A 23,571-nucleotide genomic window follows, 5' to 3' on the forward strand; every position below is an offset into this window, starting at 1 on the left:
TCCCGGATCAGCGACGTGACTGAATCCGGGGGTGCGCGCCGTCCGCTACTGATCCGCGAGGCGGTGCAGTAGCCAGCCCTGGGATGTCCGGATGAGGGCGTAGCGCCGGTCGTCGTGCCTGCCGTGCAGGGTGAGGAGGATGCGCCGCTCGGAGCGGTCGTGTTCCTCCCACCAGCCGATGTCGGCGATCGACTTGTCCTCGTCCTCGTAGGTGAGGTGTTCGAGTTCGTGGTCGGGCACCGCGACCGCCAGCCGCTTCTCCCCGGGCACCTCGGGCAGCCCTCTCGGCACCGCCCACGAGCGCAGCACGCCATCCTCTTCCAGACGCAGGTCGAAGTGGTGGCGCGGCTGCCGGTGCTCGTGCAGGACGAAGGCCGGCCGACGGTGCTCGCCCGTCACCACCCGCAGGTCCGCCATGTCCGAGATGGTGCCAAACCTGCTGCGCGTTCCTGGCGTTCACGAGCGCACTGGGCTAGTGCGGCAGCGTGGGATCGACCTCCACGAGTGGCGTCGGACTGACAGAGAAGTATCCCGCGAACGGGCGCTCCTGGGCCGCGATCATGAAGATCGCCGCCGCCGCAGCCAAGGCGAAGAGCGTCATCGCGATCGCCGCTCCGCGTCGGTTGCCGCTGTGGACGAACGCGATCGCGATCAGGGTGAGGATCGCCAGGGCGGCCACGGCTCCCCACTTGGCCCCGTTGACGGAGGACTCGCTCACGATGATCCGCTGGCGCCGGGCGTCCAGCGCTTGCTCGACCGACGTGACGATCTCCTGCTGGGCGATCGTCTGGCCGGGGGTCTCGGGGCGCAGGCGGAGCGCCATCGCCTGGAGATCTGCGAGCGGCTGCGACACGACGGACAGCGTCGCTCCCTGCTCGGCCATCTGTGGCCACTCCGTCGTGACCGCGTTCTCGATGTGGCGGTGAACGAGGCTGTGCACCCGCGCCTCCGGCTCACCCGGGAACTCGGAGGACAGCAGGACGACCGCGCGCACCGAGCTCGCCTCCTGGCTCACCGCGGTCGCGGCGCTGTCTCCTGAACTCCAGACCTGCGCGGCCAGAAACCCCACCAGCAGCGCGAACACGATTCCCAACGGCGGGAGCAGCCCTGGTGAAACAGACGTGAACGCGCGGCCGCGTTCACCGGTGGAGAGTGAGATCACCACCGCGTAGATCGCCGCCGTGATGAGAACAGCAACCCCGAACACGAACGCGGCCAACCAGAACAGGGGAAGGCCGTGCAGCCAGTCCGGCACTCCTCGAATCGTCCTCGCCGCCGGCGCCGGATTCAAGATGGGATGGGATCCCTGGCCGGTGCTCGCGGCGCAAGATCTAAAAAACTCGCGAGACGTTGTCGGGCCAGAGATCGATTTTCGCGATTCTCGAGGTTTTCAACTGCTGCTCTTGACGGCCTCTCCAGCTGTGCGAAGGATTGCGGCTCCGCTAGGAGAGGAGCAGGCCATGAGCCACGTTCGTATCGGCGTCTACGCGCTGACCAGCGGGACAGCCAAGGAAGCCGGTGACCGCGCTCAGGAGGGAATGCTGAGCGCGTTCCGGGACCAGCCTGGCTTCAAGGCCTACGGGCTGGCCGAGACCCAAGAGGGCAAACTGATCTCGGTGAGCCTGTGGGACTCAGGCGAGCAGGCTCGGCAAGCCAATGAGCTGGCCGCCTCCTGGGTCAGCGAGAACCTGGCCGACCGGATTCGGCTCGAGAGCACTCAGGTCGGAGACTTCATGTTCTTCGAGAGTGCCTGACAACCTGGGCGAGGATTTCCACCCGCGCCTTTGACGACGTGCACGGCCTCGTGTCGATCGTGGCTGCGATCGACACCTACACGCTGTCGCCATATGTACGGCCACCGCCGGGCCTACCACCCGCGGGCGCGCCACTCCTTAAGACTCGGCCGCTCGGTGCCCAGCGTGGTGTCGTCGCCGTGGCCCGGGTACACCCACGTCTCGTCGGGCAGCGGGCCGAACACCCGCTCCTCCAGGTCGTTCATGAGCGAGGTGAACTCCGCCGGTCCGGCCGTCTTGCCGGGCCCGCCGGGGAACAGGGAGTCGCCGGTGAAGATGTGTGGGTGGTCGGCGCCGCGGTAGACCAGCGCGATCGATCCCGGCGTGTGGCCGCGCAGGTGCACGACCTCCAGTTCGATCTCCCCGAAGCGCACGGTGTCGCCCTGCTCCACCAGCTCGTCCATCGGGATGGGCAGCTCGGGGGCGTCCAGCGGGTGGGCGATCTGGCGGGTCTGGAACATGCCGGCGACGGCGCCGAGGGCCTGCCAGTGGTCGGCGTGGCGGTGGGTGGTGACCAGGTGCTGTAGCTCGGGCCGGGTGGGGGAGGCGCCGACGAGATCCGCCAGCCGGTCGGGCTCGTTGGCCGCGTCGATCAGCAGGGCCTCGTTCGTGGCCCGGCATACGAGCAGGTAGGCGTTGTTGTCCATCGGGCCGACGGAGAGCTTGGTGATGCTCAAGGCGTCGAGGTCGCGCCGGATCGCTGCGCCGCCGGGGTCGGTGTGACCTGAGTAGCTGTCGAGGACGTCCACCGCGACAGCCTAGCCAGCGACGGCCCGTCACGATTGCATCGCGAGCAAGTGCCCGGTTGATCCGAATCGTTGACATTGAGAAGGTCGCTCGACAACTATCCGTCGACATCGCACCCCGGCTGGGGCCCGGTCGACGAGGAGCGTTCTGAGATGGTGCAACACCCCATGGTCAACCGGCGGCGGTTCCTCGGTCTCCTCGGCGCGGCCGGGGCTCTGCCGGTGCTGTCGGCGTGCGGGAGCAGTGTCGGGGGCGGCGGGACCACCGCAGGCGGAGGCGGCACGGTGAAGGTCGGCCTCGTCGTCCCGCAGTCGGGCGTCTACGCCGCCCTGGGCACCGACATGCAGCGCGGCTGGGATCTCTGGCTGGCCGACCACGGGCAGAAGTTCGGGAACTACACCGTGGAGACCGTCGTCGCCGACGAGGGCGAGACGCCCCAGACGGGCGTGCCTGCCGTGCAGAAGGTCCTGCAGAGCGACGGGGTCGACGTGGTGGTCGGGTTGGTCAACTCCGCCACCGCGCTGGGCGTGCGCGACGCGCTCACCGAGTCGAAGAAGCTGTTGATCGTCACGAACGCAGGCGCCGAGGACGTCACGGGCAAGGCCCGCACGCCCTACATCTGGCGCAGCTCCTTCACCAACGGCCAGATCGCGGCCGCGATGGGCACGCACCTCGCCCAGTCGGGCTTCTCCGAGGGCGTCTACGCCATCGCCCCCGACTACGCGGCAGGCACCGAGGTCATCACCGCCTTCACGAAGGCGTTCGAGACCGGCGGCGGACGGGTGGTCGGGCAGGCGAAGACGCCGTTCGGCACCACCTCGGACTACCAGCCGTTCCTCACCGGCATCCAGAGCTCCGGCGCACGCGCCACGTTCTGCTTCTACTCGGGAGCCGAGGCGATCAGCTTCGTGAAGCAGTACGCGCAGTTCGGGCTCTCGTCGACGATCCCGCTGTACGGGTCGGGCTTCCTCACCGAGGGCAACGTGCTGCCGCAGCAGGGCGACGCGGCAGTGGGCGTGCAGACGACGCTGCACTACACCGACCAGCTCGACAACCCGGCCAACAACGCGTTCGTGCAGGCCTACAGCGCGAAGTACGGCGAGAACCCCAGCTGCTTCTCGGTGCAGACCTGGGACGCCGCCAACGTCCTCAACCGGGCACTCACCTCGGCCACGGGGGTCGACGGCGACGCGCTCGCCGCCGCGCTGGGCGGCATCGGCACCGTCGACGACAGCCCGCGCGGGCCATGGACCTTCGACAACCAGACCCCACGGCAGAACATCTACCTGCGCCGGGTGGACAACTCCGGGGGCACGCTGGTGAACGCTGTGGTGCAGGACCTCGGCCCGCAGAGCCAGCCGGCGGCCTGATGCTCGTCAGTGTCCTCAACGGCCTCGCGATCGGGTCGCTGCTCTTCATCCTGGCCGTGGGGCTCTCGCTCGTGTTCGGGATGATGGACGTCCTCAACCTCGCGCACGGCGCGCTGTTCCTCGGGGGCGCCTATCTCGGCGCCGCCTTCGCCGGCAGCTGGGGCGGCTTTCTCGCCGCGCTCGCGCTGGCGGCGGTCGGCGGCCTCGCCGCTGGTGCGCTGCTGTCGCTCATGACCGAGCCGCTGCGCAAACGCTCGCACCTCGACCAGGCCCTGCTGACGCTCGGCGTGGCGTTCGTCGTGGCCGAACTGCTGATCATCGCGTTCGGGGACGACCCGCTGTCGGTGGCCGCGCCGCCCGCGCTCGACGGCTCGGTGTCGATCCTCGGAGCGACCTACCCCACGTACCGGCTGGTGCTGATCGGGGTGGGTGCCGTGCTCGCCCTGGCCGTGTACCTCGTGGTGGAGCGGACGCGGGTGGGTGCGCTCGTGCGGGCCACCGTGGCCGACCGCGAGATGGTGGCCGCGCTCGGCGTCGACAACAGGATGGTCCAGGCCACGGTGTTCGCCGTCGGCTCGCTGCTCGCCGCCACGGCCGGAGTGCTGGGCGGCCCGATCTACGGCGCGCGCCCGGGGCTCGATGCGACGGTTCTCATCCTGGCGCTGGTCGTCGTCGTGATCGGCGGGCTCGGTTCGGTGCGTGGAGCGCTCGTCGGGGCTCTGATCATCGGGCAGGTCGACACGCTGGGCCGCTGGCTGCTGCCGGAGTTCGCCTCGTTCATCCTGTTCGCCGCGCTCGCGCTGGTGCTCGTGCTGCGCCCGCACGGTCTGTTCGGGAGTCCGGCATCGGCGGGCGCCCGATGACCGCGCTGGACGCACCTGCGGTGCCCGGAGGAGCGGCCGCGATGTCCCCGCGGGTGCCCCGGGGCCGGGGCGGGCTCGTGGCGGCCGCCGTGCTCGTCGTGCTCGCCGCGGCTCCGCTGTTCCTCGCCCCGTTCGCCACCACCACGCTCACCCGCATTCTGGTGTTCGCGCTCTTCGCCGTGAGCCTGGACCTGCTCGTCGGCGTCACCGGCCTTCCGTCGCTCGGCCACGCCGCCTACTTCGGCGCAGGCGCGTACGCCGCCGGTTGGGTGTCGATCAACGTCACCGCTGCGGCGCCGGTGCCGCTACTGGTCGGTGCTGCCGTCGGCGCCGTCGCCGCCGCGCTGACCGGATGGATCACCGTGCGCACCGGCGGGGTCTTCTTCCTCATGCTCACCCTCGCCATCGGCGAGATGGTGCAACAGGTGGCCAACACGTGGGAGGGCGTCACCGGCGGGGCCAACGGGCTCACCGGCGTCCCGTCCGTGCGGGTCGCGGGCGCTCCGCTCGCGAATCCGGGCTTCCTGTACTGGTACGTGCTCGCCGTGTTCGTCATCGGCTTCGTGCTCGTCTGGCTCGTGGCGCGCTCGCCGTTCGGCGCGGCGCTGCGCGGAATCCGCGACAACGAGCCACGCATGCGTGCCGTCGGCTACCCGACGGCGCTGTACAAGTACGGAGTCTTCGTGGTGGCAGGCGGCGTCGCGGGCCTGGCCGGCTCGCTGCTGGTGGCTCAGCAACGACTCGTCACGCCGGCCGATCTCGGGTTCCTCACCGCCTCGTTCGCGCTGCTGGCCGTGATCATCGGCGGGGCGGGCTCGCTGTGGGGCGCGTGCATCGGTGCGGCGCTGGTGATCCTGGTCCGGGATGCGCTCGGGCCCAGCCTCGACGGTCACGGCACCCTGGTGCTCGGTGCGGTGTTCGTGCTGGTGGTCTACCTGCTTCCGCGGGGCGCCGCAGGCCTGCAGCTGTGGCGACGGCGAGGTTCGTCGTGACCGCGCTGCACTGCACCGGGCTGACCAGGTCGTTCGGCGCACTGAAGGCGGTCGACGCCGTGGACCTGGCGGTCGCCCCGGGGGCCCGCCACGCGCTGATCGGTCCCAACGGCGCTGGCAAGTCGACGCTGTTCAAGCTGGCCACGGGCACGATGCGAGCGGACGCAGGCCGCGTCGAGCTCGCGGGCAGCGACGTCACCAGGCTGTCGGAGGTGAAGCGCTGCCGGCTCGGGATGAGCCAGACGATGCAGCACGCGAGCCTGTTCGCCTCGATGACGGCGGTCGAGACGGTCGCGCTGGCCGTGCAGCGCCACGACAACGGGCGGATCTCCCTGCTGCCGCGACGGCAGCCCCGGGTGGTCGCACGGGCGGAGGAGTTGCTGTCCGACGTCGGCCTCGCCGGTCGTGGTGGCATGCGTGTCTCCGCCCTGTCGCACGGTGAGCGCAAGCAGTTGGAGGTGGCACTCGCGCTGGCCTGCCGCCCGTCACTGTTGCTGCTCGACGAGCCCGCGGCCGGGATGTCGCCCGGCGAGAGCGCGCGGCTGGTCGAGCTGCTGCGCGGGCTGCCGCCGGAGATCACCGTGCTGTTCGTGGAGCACGACCTCGACCTGGTGTTCTCGCTGGCGGACGCGGTGACGGTGCTGCATCTCGGCCGCGTGCTGCTCTCCGGCACGCCCGACGACGTCCGGGCGAGCGACGCCGTGCGCGAGGCCTACCTGGGCACCGGCCGGCGTGAGGAGCTGTTCCTGCCATGACCTTCCTCGAGGTACGTGGCCTCGTCTCCGGGTACGACCGGGGCAGGGTGCTGAACGGCGTCGATCTCACCCTCGACGCCGGTGCCGTGCTCGGGCTGCTCGGCCGCAACGGCGTCGGCAAGTCCACCTTGATCATGACGCTGGCCGGGCTCGTCCCGGTGAGCGAGGGATCGGTGCGCCTCGGCGGGGCCGAGCTGGCCGGGAAGCGGCCCGACCTGATCGCCCGGGCCGGGGTGGCGCTGGTGCCGCAGGGGCGCCGGGTGTGGGCCACGCTCACGGTGGCCGAGCACCTCGCACTGGCGCGCTCGCGGTCGCGATCCGGCACCTGGACCGTCGACGCCGTGCTCGACCTGCTGCCCCGGCTCGCCGAGCGTCGCCGCCACTTTGCAGGGCAGCTCTCCGGCGGCGAGCAGCAGATGCTCGCCGTGGCCCGGGCCCTGCTCACCAACCCGAGGTTGGTGCTGCTCGACGAGCCGTCCGACGGGCTCGCCCCGGCCATCGTCGACCAGCTCGCCGGTGTGGTCACCACCATGCGCGCCGAGGGTGTCACCGTCGTGCTGGTGGAGCAGGACCTGCACCTGGCCTTCAGCGTGGCGGACGAGATCGCCGTGATGGAGAAGGGCACGCTCGTGCACCGGGTGCCGACCGCCGAGTTCCGTCGCGATCCCGACACCGCGCACCGGCTCCTCGGAGTGGCCTGAGCTGCAGAAACGCCCGGCTCGTCGCGATCATCCGATGCGCCGTCAGGTCGACTCCGACGAGGGGGCCGTTCCACAGGACAGGGCCGCTCCCGAGGACGATGCTGTCTCCGTGGACAGTGCCGCGTCGGGCCGTGCCGATTCCGAGGGCGCCGATTCCTCCGAGGACAACGACTCGGGGAACGGTGCCGGCGAGCACGAACCGGACTACCGGTTCACCCTCGCCAACGAGCGCACCTTCCTCGCCTGGATCCGATCGTCGTTGTCGTTGCTGGCGGCGGGGATCGCGGTGGTGCAGCTCGTGCCCGCCTTCCCGCTGCCAGGGGTGCGCACCATCACAGGCGGGCTCCTGGTCGTCCTCGCGGTGCTGTGCGCCGCGAACGGTGTGCTGCGCTGGCAGCGGGTCGAGTACGCGATGCGACGCGACGGTGCACTCCCACGGCAGCGGGCCCCGTGGGTGCTCGCCGTCGGTCTCGTCGTGCTGGCGCTGCTGGGACTGGCGTTGGTGATCGTCAAAGGGGTTGACGGATGAGGCCCCTGCGTCCCGGTCCGCCCCCGGGAGCCCCCGGGCTCCAGCCCGAGCGGACGAGGCTCGCCTGGAACCGCACGGCGCTCGGTGTGCTGGCCAACGGGGCGCTGCTCTCGGTGCGCGAGATCGGTGCGGCGGGACCCACCGTGGCGCTGGTGCCCGTCACCATGGCGATGCTCATCGCGCTGGTCACGGTCGCGGTCGGCAGGCACCGGGCGACCGTCCTGCGCCGTTCCCCGCTCCCGGCTCGCGTGGCCCCCGTCGTCTCGGTGCCGGTGATCGGCTGGTCGGTGGTGGCGCTGGCCATCGTCAGCGGCATCGTCCTTCTCTGACGACGGGTGGCGGTGGGCCGCCAGGTCAGGAAGCGCCGGTGGTGAGCTCCGTGCGGATCGTCAGTGCGTCGCGCAGCAGGACCGTGACGGGGGTGTGGTCGACCACCGCCGCGAGCTGCTCGCGCAGGTCCGGGTTGACCTCTGCTTCGACGGTGACCCGGCGGTCCATCATCGGCGGCGACCCCGTGCGGAACCCGACGTGCACCGTCACCTCGCCGGGCTCGATGTGCCAGAGCTGCAGGAACGTGCGGACCGACATCGCCGTGCAGGCCGACAGCGAACCCGCAAGCAGGCCGAACGGCGTGGCGCCCGCCGGCTCCGGACCGAGGTCGGCGGGTATCTCGCAGCTCAGCTCGAGCCCGTTGACCGTGACGCCGGCGGCCCGGCCGTCCCCGGTGGGCAGACGAGCGGTGGACCAGACGTTGGACTCTCCCACCCGGTCGAGCGTAACCGTCGTCGCGGACTCGCCGGCCAGTTCCCGGCCCGTGTCGTTCGCGCTCGGCGACGCGATGCCGGAGGCGGTCCTCGACCCCCGCTGCACGGCTGTTCGAACGTCTGTGCGACCCTCGTCATGGCGGTTCGGCTCGCCCGGCCCGCCGCCCGCCGGGCGAGCTAGCTGCCGGAACAGAACTGTCGGCGGCCGCGCTTAGCATGGATGAGGGCACACTGTCATGCCCCGGCCGTGTCGAGTCTGCTCGTGTCAGGCCCAGCTCGTGCCAGACCCTGCTCGTTGCCAGACCTGTTCGCCGTTCGGATTCACAGGAGGCTCCCCACCGTGGCCGACCGCAGCACTGATGGGCGTTCCGCCGACGCCGTGCGCCGTGTCGACGCTCCCCGTCTCGTTGTCCGCGGGGCCCGTGAGCACAACCTACGTGGTGTCGATCTCGACCTGCCGCGCGACAGCCTCGTCGTCTTCACCGGGCTGTCCGGGTCAGGCAAGTCGAGTCTGGCGTTCGACACGATCTTCGCCGAGGGCCAGCGCCGGTACGTGGAGTCGCTGTCGGCGTACGCGCGGCAGTTCCTCGGCCAGATGGACAAGCCCGACGTCGACTTCATCGAGGGCCTCTCGCCCGCGGTGTCGATCGACCAGAAGTCCACCAACCGCAACCCGCGGTCCACGGTCGGCACCATCACCGAGGTCTACGACTACCTGCGCCTGCTCTACGCGCGGGCGGGCGTTCCGCACTGCCCGGTCTGCGGCCACGTCATCGAGAAGCAGACACCGCAGCAGATCGTCGACCAGGTGCTCGCGATGGAGGAGGGCAGCCGGTTCCAGGTGCTGGCGCCGGTCGTGCGCACCCGCAAGGGCGAGTTCGTCGACCTGTTCTCCACGCTGCAGACGCAGGGCTACTCCCGCGTGATGGTCGACGGCACGGTGCACACTCTCACCGACCCTCCCACGCTCAAGAAGCAGGAGAAGCACGACATCTCGGTGGTCGTCGACCGGCTCACCGTCAAGGATTCGGCCAAGCAGCGGCTCACCGACTCGGTGGAGACCGCGCTGCGGCTGGCCGACGGGCTCGTCGTGCTCGACTTCGTCGATCTCCCCGACGACGACCCCCAGCGTGAGCGCCGCTTCTCCGAGCGGATGGCCTGCCCCAACGGCCACCCCTTGAGCCTCGACGACCTCGAGCCCCGCACGTTCTCCTTCAACTCGCCCTACGGCGCGTGCCCCGAGTGCCACGGCATCGGGATCAAGAAGGAGGTCGATCCGGAGCTCGTCGTGCCCGACCACGAGGCGAGCCTCGCCGACGGCGCGATCGCCCCCTGGGCCGGTGGGCAGTCCGCGGAGTACTTCGGGCGCCTGCTGGACGGGCTGGCCAAGGCGATCGGGTTCCGGATGGACACGCCGTGGCGCAAGCTGCCCGCGGCCGCCCAGAAGGCGATCCTCCACGGCAGCACCGATCAGGTGCACGTCCGCTACCGCAACCGCTACGGCCGGGAGCGCTCGTACTACGCCAGCTACGAGGGCGTCATCCCGTTCCTCGAGCGGCGCCTCGACCAGACGGAGTCCGAGTCGCAGCGGGAACGCTACGAGGGCTACATGCGTGACGTGCCGTGTCCCGCCTGCCGTGGGGCGCGGCTCAAGCCGGAGGTCCTGGCCGTCACGCTCGCCCATCGCGACCGCGGCGAGCGCTCGATCGCCGAGGTGTCGGCGATGTCGGTGGCCGAGTGTTCGGCGTTCCTCGACGGGATGGTGCTCGACGCCCGGCAGTCCATGATCGCCGGCCGCATCCTCAAGGAGGTGCAGGCGAGGCTGGGCTTCCTGCTCGACGTCGGGCTCCACTACCTGTCGCTCGACCGCGCCGCCGGCTCACTCTCCGGCGGGGAGGCCCAGCGCATCCGGTTGGCCACGCAGATCGGCTCCGGCCTGGTCGGCGTGCTGTACGTGCTCGACGAGCCGTCCATCGGCCTGCACCAGCGCGACAACCGGCGCCTGATCCAGACCCTGGTGCGCCTGCGCGACCTGGGCAACACCCTGATCGTCGTCGAGCACGACGAGGACACCATCCGCGCCTCCGACTGGGCCGTCGACATCGGTCCGGGCGCTGGCGAGCACGGCGGTGAGATCGTCTACAGCGGGCCGGTTCCGGGGCTGGAGTCCCATGACACCTCGCTCACCGGGGCGTACCTGTCGGGCCGTCGCTCGATCCCGGTGCCCGACATCCGCCGGCCGATCAACAAGAAGCGCCAGCTCACGGTGGTCGGTGCGCGCGAGCACAACCTGCGCGGCATCGACGTCGACATCCCGCTCGGCTGCCTCGTGTCGGTCACCGGGGTGTCCGGGTCGGGCAAGTCCACGCTCATCAACGACATCCTCGCCACCGTGCTGGCCAACAAGCTCAACAAGGCTCGGCAGGTCCCCGGCCGCCACACCCGCATCACGGGTCTCGACGAGCTCGACAAGCTGGTGCGGGTCGACCAGTCACCGATCGGGCGCACCCCGCGGTCCAACCCGGCCACCTACACGGGCGTGTGGGACCAGATCCGCAAGCTGTTCGCGGCCACCACCGAGGCCAAGGTGCGCGGCTACCAGCCCGGACGCTTCTCGTTCAACGTCAAGGGCGGCCGCTGTGAGGCGTGCTCCGGCGACGGCACGATCAAGATCGAGATGAACTTCCTGCCCGACGTGTATGTGCCGTGCGAGGTCTGCAAGGGCGCCCGCTACAACCGCGAGACGCTCGAGGTGCACTACAAGGGCAAGACGGTCGCCGAGGTGCTGGACATGCCGATCGAGGAGGCGGCCGAGTTCTTCGCGCCGATCAACTCGATCGCACGCTACCTGCGCACGCTGGTGGACGTCGGGCTCGGCTACGTCCGGCTGGGCCAGCCGGCGCCCACGCTCTCGGGTGGCGAGGCGCAGCGCGTCAAGCTCGCGTCGGAGCTGCAGAAGCGCTCCAACGGCCGCACCGTCTACATCCTCGACGAGCCCACCACGGGCCTGCACTTCGAGGACATCCGCAAGCTGCTCCAGGTGATCAACGGTCTGGTCGACAAGGGCAACTCTGTGATCGTGATCGAGCACAACCTCGACGTGATCAAGACCTCCGACTGGATCATCGACATGGGGCCGGAGGGCGGCTCGGGTGGCGGCACGGTGGTCGCACAGGGAACGCCGGAGCAGGTGGCGGCCAACCCGGAGAGCTACACGGGCCAGTTCCTCGTCGGTCTGGTCACTCCGGAGGAGCCGGCGGTGGCCCCGGTGGCGGTCCGGCGACGCCGCAAGGCTGCGGCGGCCGGCTGACCACCGGCACGGCTCACGTGAGGCGGTAGAAGCGGAAGAAGGCGTCGTCGATCGGGAGGACCTCGATGTCGGCGTACCCGGCCTCCTGGGCGTACCGGCGCAGGGTGTCCGGGCGCATCACGGTGCCGGTGCCCACCGACGGCGTGTGCGCCAGCCCGTCCGGCAGGCAGCAGGTGATGCTCCAGCCGTACATGAGCTGTTCGGTCTCGTCGCCGGGCGCGTGGAATCGCTCCGCCACCCGCTCGTCCACCACCAGCACGATCCCGTCGGGCCCGGCGATGCGGCGCATCGTGTCGAGCACGCCGACCGGGGCGGGCATGTCGTGGATGCATTCGAAGGCGGTCACGAGGTCGTAGCGTCCGTCCGCGGTGGCGGCGTCGGCGCAGTGGAATCGCACGCGGTCCGCCACCCCGGCTTCCTGCGCGTTGCGCCGGGCAGCCTCGATCGAGGGTTCGTCCACGTCGTAGCCGTCGACGGTCACGTCGGAGTGAGCGAGCGCGAGGCCGATGGCCGACCAGCCGAACCCGCAGCCGACGTCGGCGATCCGGCCGCCCCGCTCCAGCACGTCCCGGATGGCGGGCACCGAGGGGAAGTACTCGCGGGGGAGCGCCCCGAGGAACAGCGGCCGGTTGGCAGCGGCCTGCGCCTCCCGGGCGTCGGTGCCGAACTGGGCCCACGACACCCCGCCGCCGGACCGGTACGCGTCGACCAGCGCGTCCATGTGCTGTCCCATGCCGGCCACCATCCGGGCCAGCGGCAGCACGTGGTTCGGGCTGAGTACGTCGGTGAGCGCCTCGGCGTGGCCGGTCGGCAGCCGGAAGCGCCGCTCATCGGGTGCGGCAGTGGCGTCATCGACGGTGAGGACGCCGGCGACGGCCTGGTGCTCCAGCCATTCGCGCGCGTACCGCTCCGCTGTTCCGGTGCGGGCGGCCAGTTCGGGCGGGGTGAGCGCCTCCTCGGCGAGAGCCCGGTAGAAGCCGAGCCGATCGCCCAGGTACGCGGCCTGGACGAGCTGGGCGCCGAGCACGGCGCCGAACAGGCGCTCGACGAAAGCCTCGGTGGCCGATTCGGTATCGGGGGTCGTGGCGGCGGTCGTCTCGGTCATCGGTGCTCCCTGTCTGGATGCGGTGTGTCCGACGGCGACGCTGGGAGCGCGCCCTGTCGCGTTGCTGTCGGCGCCCTGTCACTGCACCCACGGCCGCAGTGAGACCGGCGCGCATACCCATGGTATTTCCACGCGCGGGCTCTGCACGGTTCAGCCAGTACCCGTACTCGCGGTGATCGTCGGAGATACCGTCCGGTACGGTGATCATCGTGACGTCGGACGCATCGCAGACGCCCGTCGATGAAGCGCCTGTCGGCAAGGTGGCGCCACAGCTCCCCCGGCCCGCTCGCCACCACGGCGAGCGGCCCGCGTGCGGCGGGACGTCACCACAGTCGTGACGTCGTATTCTCCGGGAGGCGAGTCCGCCAGGGGAGCCACGGCCAGGCGAATCGTGCTCGGCGCCCAGCTGCGGCGGTTGCGGGAAGCGGCCGGCATCTCGCGAGCCGACGCCGGGTACGCCATCCGCTCGTCGGAATCGAAGGTGTCGCGTATCGAGCTCGGCCGCGTCGCTCTCAAGGCGCGGGACATCTCAGATCTGCTCACCCTGTACGGAATTGCCGACGCCGCAGAGCGCGAGTCGTTTCTCGAGATGGTCGAGCAGGCGAACGAGCCGGGTTGGTGGCGCCGCTACAGCGACGTGATGCCCGGCTGGTTCCACGACTTCGTGGGCCTGGAGGAGTCCGCGTCGCGGATCCAGAGCTACGAGCTGCAGTTCGTGCCCGGGCTGCTGCAGACCGAGGCGTATGCGCGGGCGATCGCCACGCGCGGGCGCGTCGGCTCCGCGTCGGAGGAAGGCGAGCGGCGGATCGCGCTGCGCATGCGGCGGCAGAAGATTCTCGGCGGCATGCACCCGCCGAAACTGTGGGTGGTGCTGGACGAGTCCGTTCTCCACCGGCCGATCGGCGGCCGAATGGTGATGCGGGACCAGCTCGACCGGCTGCTCGAACTCTCGAAGCTGCCGAACATCACCATTCAGGTCGTGCCGTGGCAGTTGAGCGGATACGGCGCAGAAGGATCGTTCACGATGCTGAGGTTCGCCGAGGCGGAACTGCCGGATGTGGTGTACGTCGAGCATCTCAGTGGCGCGCTCTATCTCGACCGCCAGGACGAGATCGAGTTGTACGGAAGGGCGGTCGACCGCCTGACGGTCGACGCGCTCACTCCCGACGAATCGCGCCAATTGCTGGCGAAGGTGCTGACCGACCTCTGAGCAGCGGGAACGCCCTGCTCAGAAGGTGATCAAGCGGGACGGAACTCGCCGTGCTCGACCCCGCCCAGGAAGGCGAGCCATTCGGCCCGGGTGAAGACGAGTGCGGGACCGCTGGGGTGTCGCGAGTTGCGGACCGCGAACTCGCCGTTGTCGAGTGCGGCAACTTCGACACAGTTGCCCATTGCGCCGCTCCTGCTGCTCTTGCGCCAGACGGCGCCCCGAAGCAGTGCTGCTGAACAGCCCTCGTGATTCGTGTCGGGCACGTCATCATCCTCGCTCGTGCTGAGTTGGTGGCGCTCGTTCTGCACGGACCTTATCAGTTGCACCTGCACGTGCATTTGCACGGGTTGATGGGCCTGATTGCGCCTCATGGCTGCGGAGATGTCCGAATCGCTGCGTGCCTGCAACGGTTTCGGCTGGTCAGAGCGCCAGAATGGGGGATAGCGCTATCTGGGCAGGCCGGGGGAGGCCGAGGCTCCACCTCGCGGTTCGTACAGGTGCACGTGCAGGCGACTCTTGCATCTGCATCGATCGTTCGGCACGCTAAGGGGGTGCAGGGCAACCCGACGTCATCAACCCGCACCCCGAGCGACGCCGGGACGGGTGCGCGCAGGGCGAGCGAAGCGGACTCTTCGCTGCGCCTCATCACTGGTCTGCGTTCATTGTTCCGCCGTGGCCATCACCGGCGCGGCGACGACCCGCGACGCCAATGGTGCATGACCGGGCACGCCTGAGCGGTCCGATTCGGCGGAAGTGAGCCGCCCGGTCGCAAGGCCCTGATCGAACGTCGGCCCTGGGCCGGGCAGTGTTTCGTTCACGCGAAAACCGCAGGTCGCGTCCGGATGGAGGGCGCCAGAGGCTCGGCCGCGGTCTTCCTGCGGCGCCCGCCCTGCGATCGGTATCGGCCCGCGCACCCGTAGTCTCGACGTCGCGCCGGCGCCTCGCCGGGGGTTCACAGCCCAATCTCCTCAACCGTTACCGGGTGCGGGCACGGAGCGTGGCCGCGGGCTGCTATCCTGCGGAATGCGACCACCCTGTCGCGCGTTGCACAAGGCGTCAGGGCGATCAAGTGGAGCCCCGCTCCCACCCGCCGCCTCAGGCGTCCGGGTCCGGTCCGTCGATGAGCCGCATGCTCGTCGGCTGTGATCGTCGGGTTCAGGTCTCCGCTCCGTCGCGCCACACGACGTCGATACGAGGAGACCCCATCAGCACAGAGACGCGCATCAACGACCGCATCCGAGTTCCCGAGGTCCGGTTGGTCGGACCCAACGGCGAACAGGTCGGCATCGTGCGTATCGAGGACGCCCTGCGGCTCGCGCAGGAGGCAGAGCTCGACCTTGTCGAGGTCGCGGCTCAGGCCCGCCCGCCGGTCTGCAAGCTCATGGACTACGGCAAGTTCAAGTACGAGAGCGCGCAGAAGGCCCGGGAGTCCCGCCGTAACCAGCAGCTCACCACGATCAAGGAGCAGAAGCTCCGACCGAAGATCGACACCCACGACTACGAGACCAAGAAGCGCAATGTCGTGCGCTTCCTCGAGGGTGGCAACAAGGTGAAGGTCACCATCATGTTCCGCGGACGTGAGCAGTCCCGCCCCGAGCTGGGGTTCCGGCTGCTGCAGCGCCTCGCCGAGGACGTGGCGGAGCTGGGCACGGTCGAGGCTGCCCCCAAGCAGGACGGCCGCAACATGACGATGGTGATCGCTCCGAACAAGAAGCCGGCATCCCGCCCGCGCCCCGTCGCCCAGGCGGACGCGCAGCAGGCCTGACGGCAGCAACGCCAGCACGACCAAACTGACGCCCCGCCCCCGGGGCGTCACCGGTGAACGGAACTGTCATGCCCAAGAACAAGACGCACAGTGGGATGTCCAAGCGGGTCAAGGTGACTGCCCGGGGCAAGATCCTGCGCCAGCAGACCGGCCTGCGGCACCGCCTCGAGGTCAAGTCGAGCAAGGAGACGCGCGATCTCTCTCGCGTCGTGCCCGTGAACAAGGCCGACGTCAAGCGCGTCAAGAAGCTGCTCGGCCGCTGACGCGGGCGCACGCCCCCCTTCCCCGCCTGACCAAGACGTAAGGACACCCCCATGGCACGCGTGAAGCGCGCGGTCAACGCTCAGAAGAAGCGCCGCACCACCCTGGAGCTCGCCAGCGGCTACCGCGGGCAGCGCTCGCGGCTGTACCGCAAGGCGAAGGAGCAGATGCTCCACTCGCTGAACTACGCCTACCGCGACCGTCGCGCCAAGAAGGGCGACTTCCGGCAGCTGTGGATCACCCGTATCAACGCGGCCGCCCGCGCCAACGGCATGACCTACAACCGCTTCATCCAGGGCCTCAAGACCGCGGGCGTCGAGGTCGACCGCAAGATCCTCTCGGAGCTCGCCATCAGCGACCCGGCCGCCTTCACCGCCCTCGTCGAGCTGGCCAAGGCCAACGTGCCGGCCCAGAGCGGCTCGCAGGACGGGACCGCGGCCTGAGCCGTCCGTCCGGCACCGCCGTGACCGAACCGCCCGGTACACCGATCCGAGCGTCAGCGGAGATCGCGTTGACGCAGCGCACGCCGCGCGTCGTCGCAGCACGCAAGCTGCTCCGCCGCGCCGGCCGCGATCGGGCCGGGCGGTTTCTCGTGGAGGGCGCACAGGCCGTCCGCGAGGCGCTGGAGTGGTCGGGCGCAGGATCGGGCCGGGTGCACGAGCTGTTCGTCACCGACGCGGCCGCTACCCGTCACCCTGAGCTGGTCTCGGCGGCGCAGGCCGCCGGAGCCCGTCTCAGCCCGGTCCCCGAACCGGTCGCCGAGTCGCTGTCCGACACCGTCACCCCGCAAGGGCTGGTGGCCGTCTGCGACCTGCTCGACGTTCCGCTCGCCACCGCGCTGTCGAACGGGCCCGAGCTGGTCGCCGTGTGCGCCGATATCGCCGATCCCGGCAACGCGGGCACCGTCATCCGGGTGGCCGACGCAGCGGGCGCCGATGCCGTACTGCTCGCGGGCGAGACGGTCGACCCGCACAACGGCAAGGCCGTCCGGGCCTCCACCGGCAGCGTGTTCCACCTGCCCCTGGCTCGCGACCGCGACGCCGGCGCCGTGCTGGACGCCTGTCGGGCGGCCGGGCTCACGCTGCTCGTGGCCGACGGCCACGGCGAGCTCGACCTGCACGACCCTGCCGCCGACGCCGTGCTCGCGCGGCCCGTCGCCTGGATATTCGGTGGCGAGGCACACGGCGTCCCGGCCACCGTTGCAGAGCGGGCTCACCACCGCGTCCGGGTGCCGATCCACGGCCGGGCGGAGAGCCTGAACCTCGCCACGGCCGCGGCGGTGTGTCTGTACGCGAGCGTGGCGGCGCGACGTCGTCGAAGCCCGTCGGCGGCGGCCGTCGGCGAGCCGTCCCCGACCGGACCCTAGGATCGAGCCACCATGAGTGAGAGCACGGACGTGATGAGCCCGCTTGACCCGGATTCGCTGGACGCCGCCGTCGACGCCGCGGTCCAGGCTTTCGCGGGGGCCTCCGACCTGGCCGCGCTCGCCGCCGTCAAGCCGGCGCACCTGGGCGATCGCGCCCCGCTGCTGCTGGCGCGCCGCGAGCTCGGCTCGCTGCCCGGTCCCGAGCGTGCCGAGGCAGGCAAGCGCGTCAACGCCGCCCGTCAGCGGGCGCAGGAGGCGTTCGACGCCCGCCGGGAGACGCTGGTCGCCGAGCGCGACGCGCGCGTGCTCGCCGAGGAGACCGTCGACGTCACGCTGCCGTGGGACCGCATCCCGCGCGGCGCGCGCCACCCGCTCACGCAGATCTCCGAGCAGATCGCGGACGTCTTCGTGGCGATGGGCTGGGAGGTCGCGGAGGGGCCCGAGGTCGAGTCGTCGTGGCTGAACTTCGACGCGCTGAACTTCGGCAAGGACCACCCTGCGCGCACCATGCAGGACACCTTCTACCTCGCCGGATCGGCAGGGGACGACTCCGAGAGCTCCGGCATGGTGCTGCGCACCCACACCTCGCCGGTGCAGGTCAGGGCGCTGCTGCAGCGTGAGCTGCCCGTCTTCGTGGTCTGCCCGGGTCGTACCTTCCGCACCGACGCGCTCGACTCCACCCACACCCCGGTGTTCCACCAGGTGGAGGGCCTCGCCGTCGACAAGGGCATCACGATGGCGCACCTCAAGGGCACTCTCGACGCCTTCGCCCGCGCGATGTTCGGCGCCACGTCGCGCACTCGGCTGCGCCCGTCGTTCTTCCCGTTCACCGAGCCGTCCGCCGAGGTGGACGTGTGGTTCCCGGAGAAGAAGGGCGGGGCCGGCTGGGTGGAGTGGGGCGGTTGCGGCATGGTCAACCCCAACGTGCTGCGCGCCTGCGGCGTCGACCCCGACGTCTACTCCGGCTTCGCGTTCGGCATGGGCCTGGAGCGCACGCTGCAGTTCCGCAACGGCATCCCCGACATGCGCGACATGGTCGAGGGCGACGTCCGGTTCAGCCGCGCGTTCGGCGTCTGAGTCCGGCATCTGATCCCCCAGGAGCAACCCCGTGCGCGTTTCCCAGTCCTGGCTCGCCGAGCTGCTCGGCGCCGGCAACGTCCCACCGGCGGATGACACCGCCGAGGCGTTCGTCCGTGTCGGCCTCGAGATCGAGGACATCCACCGGGCACCCGACCTCACCGGCCCGGTCGTCGTCGGCCGCGTGCTGGGCATCGAGGAGCTCACCGGGCTGAAGAAACCGATCCGGTGGTGCCAGGTCGACGTGGGGGAGCCCGAGCCGCGGGGGATCATCTGCGGCGCGAGCAACTTCGCGGTGGGCGACCTGGTGGTCGTCGCGCTGCCGGGGACCGTGCTCCCCGGCGGCTTCGAGATCTCGGCCCGCAAGACCTACGGCCACGTCTCCGACGGCATGATCTCCTCGGCACGGGAGCTGGGCATCGGCGCCGACCACGCCGGCATCCTGGTGCTCCCGGAGGGCACCGCGATGCCCGGCGACGACGCTCGCCCGCTGCTGGGTCTCGCGCCCGACGACCCGGACGACGTGATCGAGCTGAACATCACGCCCGACCGCGGCTACTGCTTCTCCGTGCGCGGGCTGGGCCGCGAGCTCGCATGCTCGCTGGACGTCGGCTACACCGACCCGGCTGCCCGGGTCGAGGTCCCCCCGGCCCAGGGTGAGGCCTGGCCGGTCGTGCTCGCCGACCCTGCGTGCCCACGGTTCGTCGCCAGCCGGGTGGACGGGGTCGACCCCACCGCTGCGGCGCCGTGGTGGATGCAGCGGCGTCTGCTGGCCGCCGGCATGCGACCCATCTCGCTGATCGTCGACGTCACCAACTACGTGATGCTCGAGCTGGGTCAGCCGTTGCACGCCTATGACGCCGCCCGCGTGACCGGTCCTATCGTCGTGCGGCGGGCCCTGGCGGGGGAGAAGCTGCGCACCCTCGACGACGTCGAGCGCACGCTGAACCCCGACGACCTCCTGATCACCGATGACTCCGGCCCGATCGGGCTGGCCGGTGTGATGGGCGGGGCGTCCACCGAGATCGCCGGCCCGAACGAGAACGGCCGGATCGACGTACTGATCGAGGCCGCGCACTTCGACCCCGCGGTGATCGCGCGGGCTGCGCGCCGCCACAAGCTGCCCAGCGAGGCGTCCCGGCGCTTCGAGCGGGTGGTCGACCCGCTGCTGCCGCCGATAGCCGCCGAACGCGCCGCGCAGCTGCTCGTCGAGCACGGTGGTGGCACGATCGCCCCCGGCCGCACCGACGCCGGCGCCGCACCGCGGCCCGTCCCAGTCGAGATGCCGCTGGAGCTGCCCGACCGCGTTGCCGGCATCGCCTACCCGCCCGGCGCCACCGTGCGCAGGCTCACGCAGATCGGCTGCAGCGTCGAGCTCGTCACGGGCGACGACGGCCGCGGGCATGTGGTGGCCCTGCCGCCGTCCTGGCGACCCGACCTCGTGCAGCCTGCCGACCTCGTCGAGGAGGTGCTGCGGCTCGAAGGGCTCGACGTCATCCCGTCGGTGCTGCCTGCAGCCCCGCCCGGTCGCGGCCTGACTCCTGCTCAGCTGCGCCGTCGTGTCGTCTCGCGTGCGCTGGCCGAGGACGGGTACGTCGAGGTGCTGCCGTTCCCGTTCGTCGACCCAGCCGTCTGGGACGCGTTCGGCCTCGCCGCCGACGACGTCCGCCGCCGCACCGTGCACGTGCTCAACCCGCTCGACGCCGAGCGTGCCGAGCTCGCCGGCACGCTGCTCCCGGGCCTGCTCGACGCGCTGATCCGCAACCGCTCCCGCGGCGCCACCGACCTGGCGCTCTACCACATCGGACAGGTCGTCCTGCCGCACGCGAAGCCGGTGCCGATGCCCGATCCCGGCGTCGACGCCCGCCCCTCCGACGCGGAGCTCGCGCAGATCGAGGCCGCCCTGCCCGCCCAGCCCGTGCACGTCGGGGTGGTGCTCGCCGGTGACCGCGAGGCGCGCGGCTGGTGGGGCCAGGGTCGAGCCGCCAACTGGGCCGACGCCGTGGAAGCCGGACGCCTGGTCGGGCAGGCCGCAGGCGTGGAGCTGCGCGTCACGGCGGCGTCGCTCCCTCCGTTCCACCCCGGACGTTGCGCCGCGCTGCGCGTGGGCGACTGGATCGTCGGGCACGCGGGGGAGCTGCACCCCAAGGTCGTGGAGGCCCTCGGGCTGCCCGAGCGCACCTGCGCCATGGAGCTCGACCTCGACCTCCTCCCGCTGGACGACCGCCGCCCCGCGCCGCAGGTGTCGCCGTACCCGCCGATCGCGGTGGACGTCGCCCTCGTGGCCGACGCGTCGGTGCCCGCCGCCGAGCTGGCCGACGCGCTCATCGACGGGGGCGGCGAGCTGCTGGAGGACGTCCGGCTCTTCGACGTCTACACGGGCGAGCAGGTGGGGGCGGGTCGCCGCTCGCTGGCGTTCACCCTCCGCTTCCGCGCCGCCGACCGCACGCTGACGAGCGAGGAGGCCAACGCCGCCCGCGACTCCGCCGTGGCCGTGGCCGCCGAGCGGCACATGGCGACCCTGCGCTGACTCCGCGTCAGGCCGGCAGGCGGGAGAGCGCGGCCGCGGCCGCGCTGCGCCAGGCGTCGTCGGAGGGCGCACGGCCGGCCACGAGGATCGTCACCAGGTAGCGGGGGCTCGCGAGCTGCATGGTGGGCCCGGTGGCGGTGTCGATCACCGCGGCGGCATCACCGACGTCCTGCAGGTCGCGGCGGCTCGCCGGCCCGGCTCGGACGTAGTCGGCCGGGGTGCCCGAGCGCACGGTGTAGACGTTGATCATGGCGACCGGCTCCGTGCCGTCCACAGCGACGCAGGCGGCGCTGCGGGATCCGTCGTCGCGTTGAACCGAACCCTGCATCGGCGGCCGCACCGTGGCACCCACCAGCTGCCCGAACTCGGCGGCGTTGAGCAGGCACTCGTCAGGGAGCGGATCGACGTCCAGGCCGCTGCGCGGACCGGGCGGCGTCGTCGGCACGGGCGCTTCCGCCGCCTCGACTCCCGGCGGCGTGCCCACCCCGCTGCCGGGGACGGTGACCGTGCAGCCCGTGGCCGCGAGGGCGACCACGGCCAGCACTCCGGCTGCCGGTCCGAGCCACGAGCGTCGCACGAGACGCGACCGTAGCCGGGCCACCTGCTACCGCGGGGCCGTTCGGCACAAGAGGCGACTCGCGGGCGCCTCACGGGCTGTGGGGATGGGTCAGCCTGTGGCCGGGGCCACCACTGCCTCGCGGCGAGCCACCTCCGCGCGAACCCGCGGCGCCACCTCGGTGCCCAGCAGCTCGATGGCACGCAGCACCTCCCGGTGCGGGACGCTGCCGATCGCGACCTGGATCGCCGTTCGCTGGTGCCCGAACAGCTCGTGCTGGAAGAGGATCTTCTCGGCCACCTGCTCGGGAGAACCCACGACGTACGCCCCGCGTAGCGCGACCTGGGCGTCGAACGCGGCGCGGTTGGTCGGTCCCCAGCCGCGCTCGCGCCCGATCCGGTTCATGACCTCCGAGTGCGCCGGGTAGTAGACGTCCCCGGCCGCCTGCGACGTCTCGGCGACGAAGCCGTGGAGGTTGAGGCTGACCGGAAGCGGCCCGTGGCCGCTGCGCGTCAAGGCCTCCCGGTACAGCTGCGCGAGCGGCACGAACCGCTCCGGCTCACCGCCGATGATCGCGAGCGCCAGCGGCAGCCCGAGTGCCCCGGCCCGCACGACCGAGTGCGGGTTGCCGCCGACGGCCACCCAGATCGGCAGCGGGTCCTGCACCGGCCGCGGGTACACCGGCTGGTCGTGCAGCGGCGCGCGCAGCCGTCCCGACCAGGTGACCCGTTCCGCGTCACGGACGGCCAGCAGCAGGTCGAGCTTCTCGGCGAACAGCTCGTCGTAGTCGGCGAGGTCGTAACCGAAGAGGGGGAAGGACTCGGTGAACGACCCGCGCCCGGCCATGATCTCTGCGCGGCCCGCGGAGAGCAGGTCCAGCGTCGAGAACTGCTGGAACACCCGCACCGGGTCGTCGGAGCTCAGCACGGTGACGGCGCTGGTCAGCCGGATCCGGGAGCTGCGTTCGGCGCCGGCCGCCAGGATCATCGCCGGAGCGGACGCGGCGTAGTCGCGGCGGTGGTGCTCACCGACGCCGAATATCTCCAGGCCGACCTCGTCGGCCAGCGCGATCTCCTCGACCACCTCGCGCACCCGCTGCGCCGGCCCGACACCTGCGGGGTCGAGGCTGACGTCGGCGAAGGTGTGCACTCCGATCTCCACGCCGCCACCAACTCCGGTGCGCGGTTCGTCATTCCCCGAGGTGCTTGAGCGCTTCCCGGCGGGAAAGGGGCGAGAGGCCGGGATGGTCGGCGACGAAGCCGCGTACCCAGACCGGGTCGACGCGAGCGTGCTGGCGCAGCGCCCACCCGATGCCTTTGCGCAGGAAGAAGTCGGGATCGGCGATGTTCGCCTCGACGGCGTAGCGCAGGAGGCCCAGATCGGTGGCCGCGCCGGAGCCGAGCTGGCTGATCACCGCCGTGCGACGCAGCCACCTGTCCTCGTCGGTGGCCCACGCGCGCAGCACCGGCGTGAGCTGCTCCGGATGCGCCCGCAACAGCGGCCCGATCCGCCTGCTCGCGATGTCATCGGTGAAGTCCCACCACGCGCCCGTGACGATCCAGCCCTGCAGCAGCGGCACCCACGAGGGGTCGGACCAGCGCCGGTAGCGGCTGTGGTCGACGAGCGCGAGCGCGAGATAGCGCTCCTCGCGGAAGCGGGCGCCGGTCCACAGCTCCTCGGCTGCTGTGCGCAATGCTGCCGCGTCCGGGAGCGGGCACTCGGCCACCAGCGTGCGCACCAGCTGGATCCGCGCGGGTTTGGGGACGCCCCGGAACGGCATCTCGGACTTCATGTACCGCTGCATCTGCGGTGCGACGACGGGATCAGCCAGCTCGGCGAGGCCGAGGCGGGCACGCTCGACGATCGGTAGCACGCCG

At 71.1% G+C, this 23,571-nt stretch carries 25 protein-coding genes; 16 read left to right on the top strand and 9 right to left on the bottom strand.

Annotated features, from left to right (window positions below; genetic code table 11):
• Positions 1 to 45: 45 nt before the first annotated feature.
• Together ABD743_RS28625 and ABD743_RS28630 are read right to left on the bottom strand one after the other, a co-directional pair.
• On the bottom strand, positions 46 to 417 hold the full coding sequence (locus tag ABD743_RS28625) for a DNA polymerase ligase N-terminal domain-containing protein (RefSeq protein ID WP_344725457.1): 372 nt from the start codon (positions 415 to 417) through the stop codon (positions 46 to 48).
• Between the two features lie 55 nt (positions 418 to 472).
• On the bottom strand, positions 473 to 1,255 hold the full coding sequence (locus ABD743_RS28630; protein ID WP_344725458.1) for a bestrophin-like domain: 783 nt from the start codon (positions 1,253 to 1,255) through the stop codon (positions 473 to 475).
• 205 nt (positions 1,256 to 1,460) lie between these two features.
• Here ABD743_RS28630 and ABD743_RS28635 point away from each other — a divergent pair, with 205 nt between their 5' ends.
• Entirely contained in the window at positions 1,461 to 1,754 is a 294-nt protein-coding gene (locus ABD743_RS28635) for a hypothetical protein (RefSeq protein ID WP_344725459.1), read from the top strand.
• Between the two features lie 113 nt (positions 1,755 to 1,867).
• Here ABD743_RS28635 and ABD743_RS28640 read toward each other — a convergent pair whose 3' ends face one another.
• Positions 1,868 to 2,542, bottom strand: a complete 675-nt coding sequence (locus ABD743_RS28640; protein ID WP_344725460.1) for an MBL fold metallo-hydrolase — start codon at positions 2,540 to 2,542, stop codon at positions 1,868 to 1,870.
• A gap of 150 nt (positions 2,543 to 2,692) precedes the next feature.
• Between ABD743_RS28640 and ABD743_RS28645 the strand changes: the two genes are divergently transcribed.
• From ABD743_RS28645 to ABD743_RS28675, 7 genes are read left to right on the top strand one after another with little or no spacing between them, the layout of a single operon-like run.
• Complete coding sequence (locus ABD743_RS28645; RefSeq protein ID WP_344725461.1) at positions 2,693 to 3,910, top strand: ABC transporter substrate-binding protein; 1,218 nt, start codon at positions 2,693 to 2,695, stop codon at positions 3,908 to 3,910.
• Positions 3,910 to 4,773: a branched-chain amino acid ABC transporter permease gene (locus ABD743_RS28650; RefSeq protein ID WP_344725462.1), complete on the top strand. Its 864-nt coding sequence runs from the start codon at positions 3,910 to 3,912 to the stop codon at positions 4,771 to 4,773. The genes ABD743_RS28645 and ABD743_RS28650 overlap by 1 nt, the downstream gene beginning before the upstream one ends.
• The gene (locus ABD743_RS28655) at positions 4,770 to 5,765 is read left to right on the top strand and encodes a branched-chain amino acid ABC transporter permease (protein WP_344725463.1); all 996 of its coding nucleotides are present in this window, start codon (positions 4,770 to 4,772) and stop codon (positions 5,763 to 5,765) included. Before ABD743_RS28650 ends, ABD743_RS28655 begins: the two co-directional genes overlap by 4 nt.
• The gene (locus ABD743_RS28660) at positions 5,762 to 6,520 is read left to right on the top strand and encodes an ABC transporter ATP-binding protein (protein WP_344725464.1); all 759 of its coding nucleotides are present in this window, start codon (positions 5,762 to 5,764) and stop codon (positions 6,518 to 6,520) included. Before ABD743_RS28655 ends, ABD743_RS28660 begins: the two co-directional genes overlap by 4 nt.
• Complete coding sequence (locus ABD743_RS28665) at positions 6,517 to 7,221, top strand: ABC transporter ATP-binding protein (RefSeq protein ID WP_344725465.1); 705 nt, start codon at positions 6,517 to 6,519, stop codon at positions 7,219 to 7,221. The genes ABD743_RS28660 and ABD743_RS28665 overlap by 4 nt, the downstream gene beginning before the upstream one ends.
• A 34-nt stretch (positions 7,222 to 7,255) precedes the next feature.
• Positions 7,256 to 7,750: a YidH family protein gene (locus tag ABD743_RS28670; protein ID WP_344725466.1), complete on the top strand. Its 495-nt coding sequence runs from the start codon at positions 7,256 to 7,258 to the stop codon at positions 7,748 to 7,750.
• Positions 7,747 to 8,079: a DUF202 domain-containing protein gene (locus ABD743_RS28675; protein WP_344725467.1), complete on the top strand. Its 333-nt coding sequence runs from the start codon at positions 7,747 to 7,749 to the stop codon at positions 8,077 to 8,079. Before ABD743_RS28670 ends, ABD743_RS28675 begins: the two co-directional genes overlap by 4 nt.
• 25 nt (positions 8,080 to 8,104) lie before the next feature.
• Here the strand turns inward: ABD743_RS28675 and ABD743_RS28680 are convergent, their stop codons facing one another.
• Positions 8,105 to 8,515: an OsmC family protein gene (locus tag ABD743_RS28680; protein ID WP_344725468.1), complete on the bottom strand. Its 411-nt coding sequence runs from the start codon at positions 8,513 to 8,515 to the stop codon at positions 8,105 to 8,107.
• A gap of 339 nt (positions 8,516 to 8,854) precedes the next feature.
• Here ABD743_RS28680 and uvrA point away from each other — a divergent pair, with 339 nt between their 5' ends.
• Positions 8,855 to 11,824 carry an excinuclease ABC subunit UvrA gene (gene uvrA / locus ABD743_RS28685; RefSeq protein ID WP_344725469.1) on the top strand — a complete coding sequence of 990 codons (2,970 nt, stop codon included), beginning with the start codon at positions 8,855 to 8,857 and terminating at the stop codon, positions 11,822 to 11,824.
• 13 nt (positions 11,825 to 11,837) lie between these two features.
• Here the strand turns inward: uvrA and ABD743_RS28690 are convergent, their stop codons facing one another.
• Entirely contained in the window at positions 11,838 to 12,929 is a 1,092-nt protein-coding gene (locus tag ABD743_RS28690; RefSeq protein WP_344725470.1) for a class I SAM-dependent methyltransferase, read from the bottom strand.
• 310 nt (positions 12,930 to 13,239) lie between these two features.
• On the opposite strand from ABD743_RS28690, the gene ABD743_RS28695 reads away from it, so the two are divergent.
• Positions 13,240 to 14,139, top strand: coding sequence for a helix-turn-helix domain-containing protein (locus ABD743_RS28695; protein ID WP_344725471.1), 900 nt, complete (start codon positions 13,240 to 13,242; stop codon positions 14,137 to 14,139).
• A 29-nt stretch (positions 14,140 to 14,168) separates the two neighbouring features.
• Here ABD743_RS28695 and ABD743_RS28700 read toward each other — a convergent pair whose 3' ends face one another.
• Positions 14,169 to 14,402 carry a DUF397 domain-containing protein gene (locus ABD743_RS28700; protein WP_344725472.1) on the bottom strand — a complete coding sequence of 78 codons (234 nt, stop codon included), beginning with the start codon at positions 14,400 to 14,402 and terminating at the stop codon, positions 14,169 to 14,171.
• A gap of 866 nt (positions 14,403 to 15,268) precedes the next feature.
• Between ABD743_RS28700 and infC the strand changes: the two genes are divergently transcribed.
• The 6 genes from infC (at position 15,269) to pheT (ending at position 21,138) form a co-directional block, all read left to right on the top strand.
• A complete protein-coding gene (gene infC, locus ABD743_RS28705) occupies positions 15,269 to 15,904 on the top strand; it encodes a translation initiation factor IF-3 (protein ID WP_344725495.1) in 636 nt (211 codons plus the stop codon).
• 68 nt (positions 15,905 to 15,972) lie between these two features.
• A complete protein-coding gene (gene rpmI / locus ABD743_RS28710) occupies positions 15,973 to 16,167 on the top strand; it encodes a 50S ribosomal protein L35 (RefSeq protein WP_344725473.1) in 195 nt (64 codons plus the stop codon).
• Between the two features lie 51 nt (positions 16,168 to 16,218).
• Positions 16,219 to 16,608: a 50S ribosomal protein L20 gene (gene rplT / locus ABD743_RS28715; protein WP_344725474.1), complete on the top strand. Its 390-nt coding sequence runs from the start codon at positions 16,219 to 16,221 to the stop codon at positions 16,606 to 16,608.
• Positions 16,609 to 16,676: 68 nt separating this feature from the next.
• Entirely contained in the window at positions 16,677 to 17,531 is an 855-nt protein-coding gene (locus ABD743_RS28720) for a TrmH family RNA methyltransferase (protein ID WP_379659440.1), read from the top strand.
• A 12-nt stretch (positions 17,532 to 17,543) separates the two neighbouring features.
• Positions 17,544 to 18,608 carry a phenylalanine--tRNA ligase subunit alpha gene (gene pheS, locus ABD743_RS28725; protein WP_344725475.1) on the top strand — a complete coding sequence of 355 codons (1,065 nt, stop codon included), beginning with the start codon at positions 17,544 to 17,546 and terminating at the stop codon, positions 18,606 to 18,608.
• 31 nt (positions 18,609 to 18,639) lie between these two features.
• Positions 18,640 to 21,138: a phenylalanine--tRNA ligase subunit beta gene (gene pheT, locus ABD743_RS28730; RefSeq protein ID WP_344725476.1), complete on the top strand. Its 2,499-nt coding sequence runs from the start codon at positions 18,640 to 18,642 to the stop codon at positions 21,136 to 21,138.
• Between the two features lie 7 nt (positions 21,139 to 21,145).
• On the opposite strand, the gene ABD743_RS28735 is transcribed toward pheT, so the two are convergent.
• The 3 genes from ABD743_RS28735 to ABD743_RS28745 all read right to left on the bottom strand — a co-directional run bounded on the left by ABD743_RS28735 (position 21,146) and on the right by ABD743_RS28745 (position 23,567).
• Entirely contained in the window at positions 21,146 to 21,715 is a 570-nt protein-coding gene (locus ABD743_RS28735; RefSeq protein WP_344725477.1) for a hypothetical protein, read from the bottom strand.
• Between the two features lie 90 nt (positions 21,716 to 21,805).
• Entirely contained in the window at positions 21,806 to 22,855 is a 1,050-nt protein-coding gene (locus tag ABD743_RS28740) for an LLM class flavin-dependent oxidoreductase (protein WP_344725478.1), read from the bottom strand.
• Between the two features lie 28 nt (positions 22,856 to 22,883).
• Positions 22,884 to 23,567: a DNA alkylation repair protein gene (locus ABD743_RS28745; protein ID WP_344725479.1), complete on the bottom strand. Its 684-nt coding sequence runs from the start codon at positions 23,565 to 23,567 to the stop codon at positions 22,884 to 22,886.
• Between the last annotated feature and the right edge of the window lie 4 nt (positions 23,568 to 23,571).

This window comes from Pseudonocardia yunnanensis, from assembly GCF_039534065.1.
In the GTDB taxonomy this organism is placed as follows: domain Bacteria; phylum Actinomycetota; class Actinomycetes; order Mycobacteriales; family Pseudonocardiaceae; genus Pseudonocardia; species Pseudonocardia yunnanensis.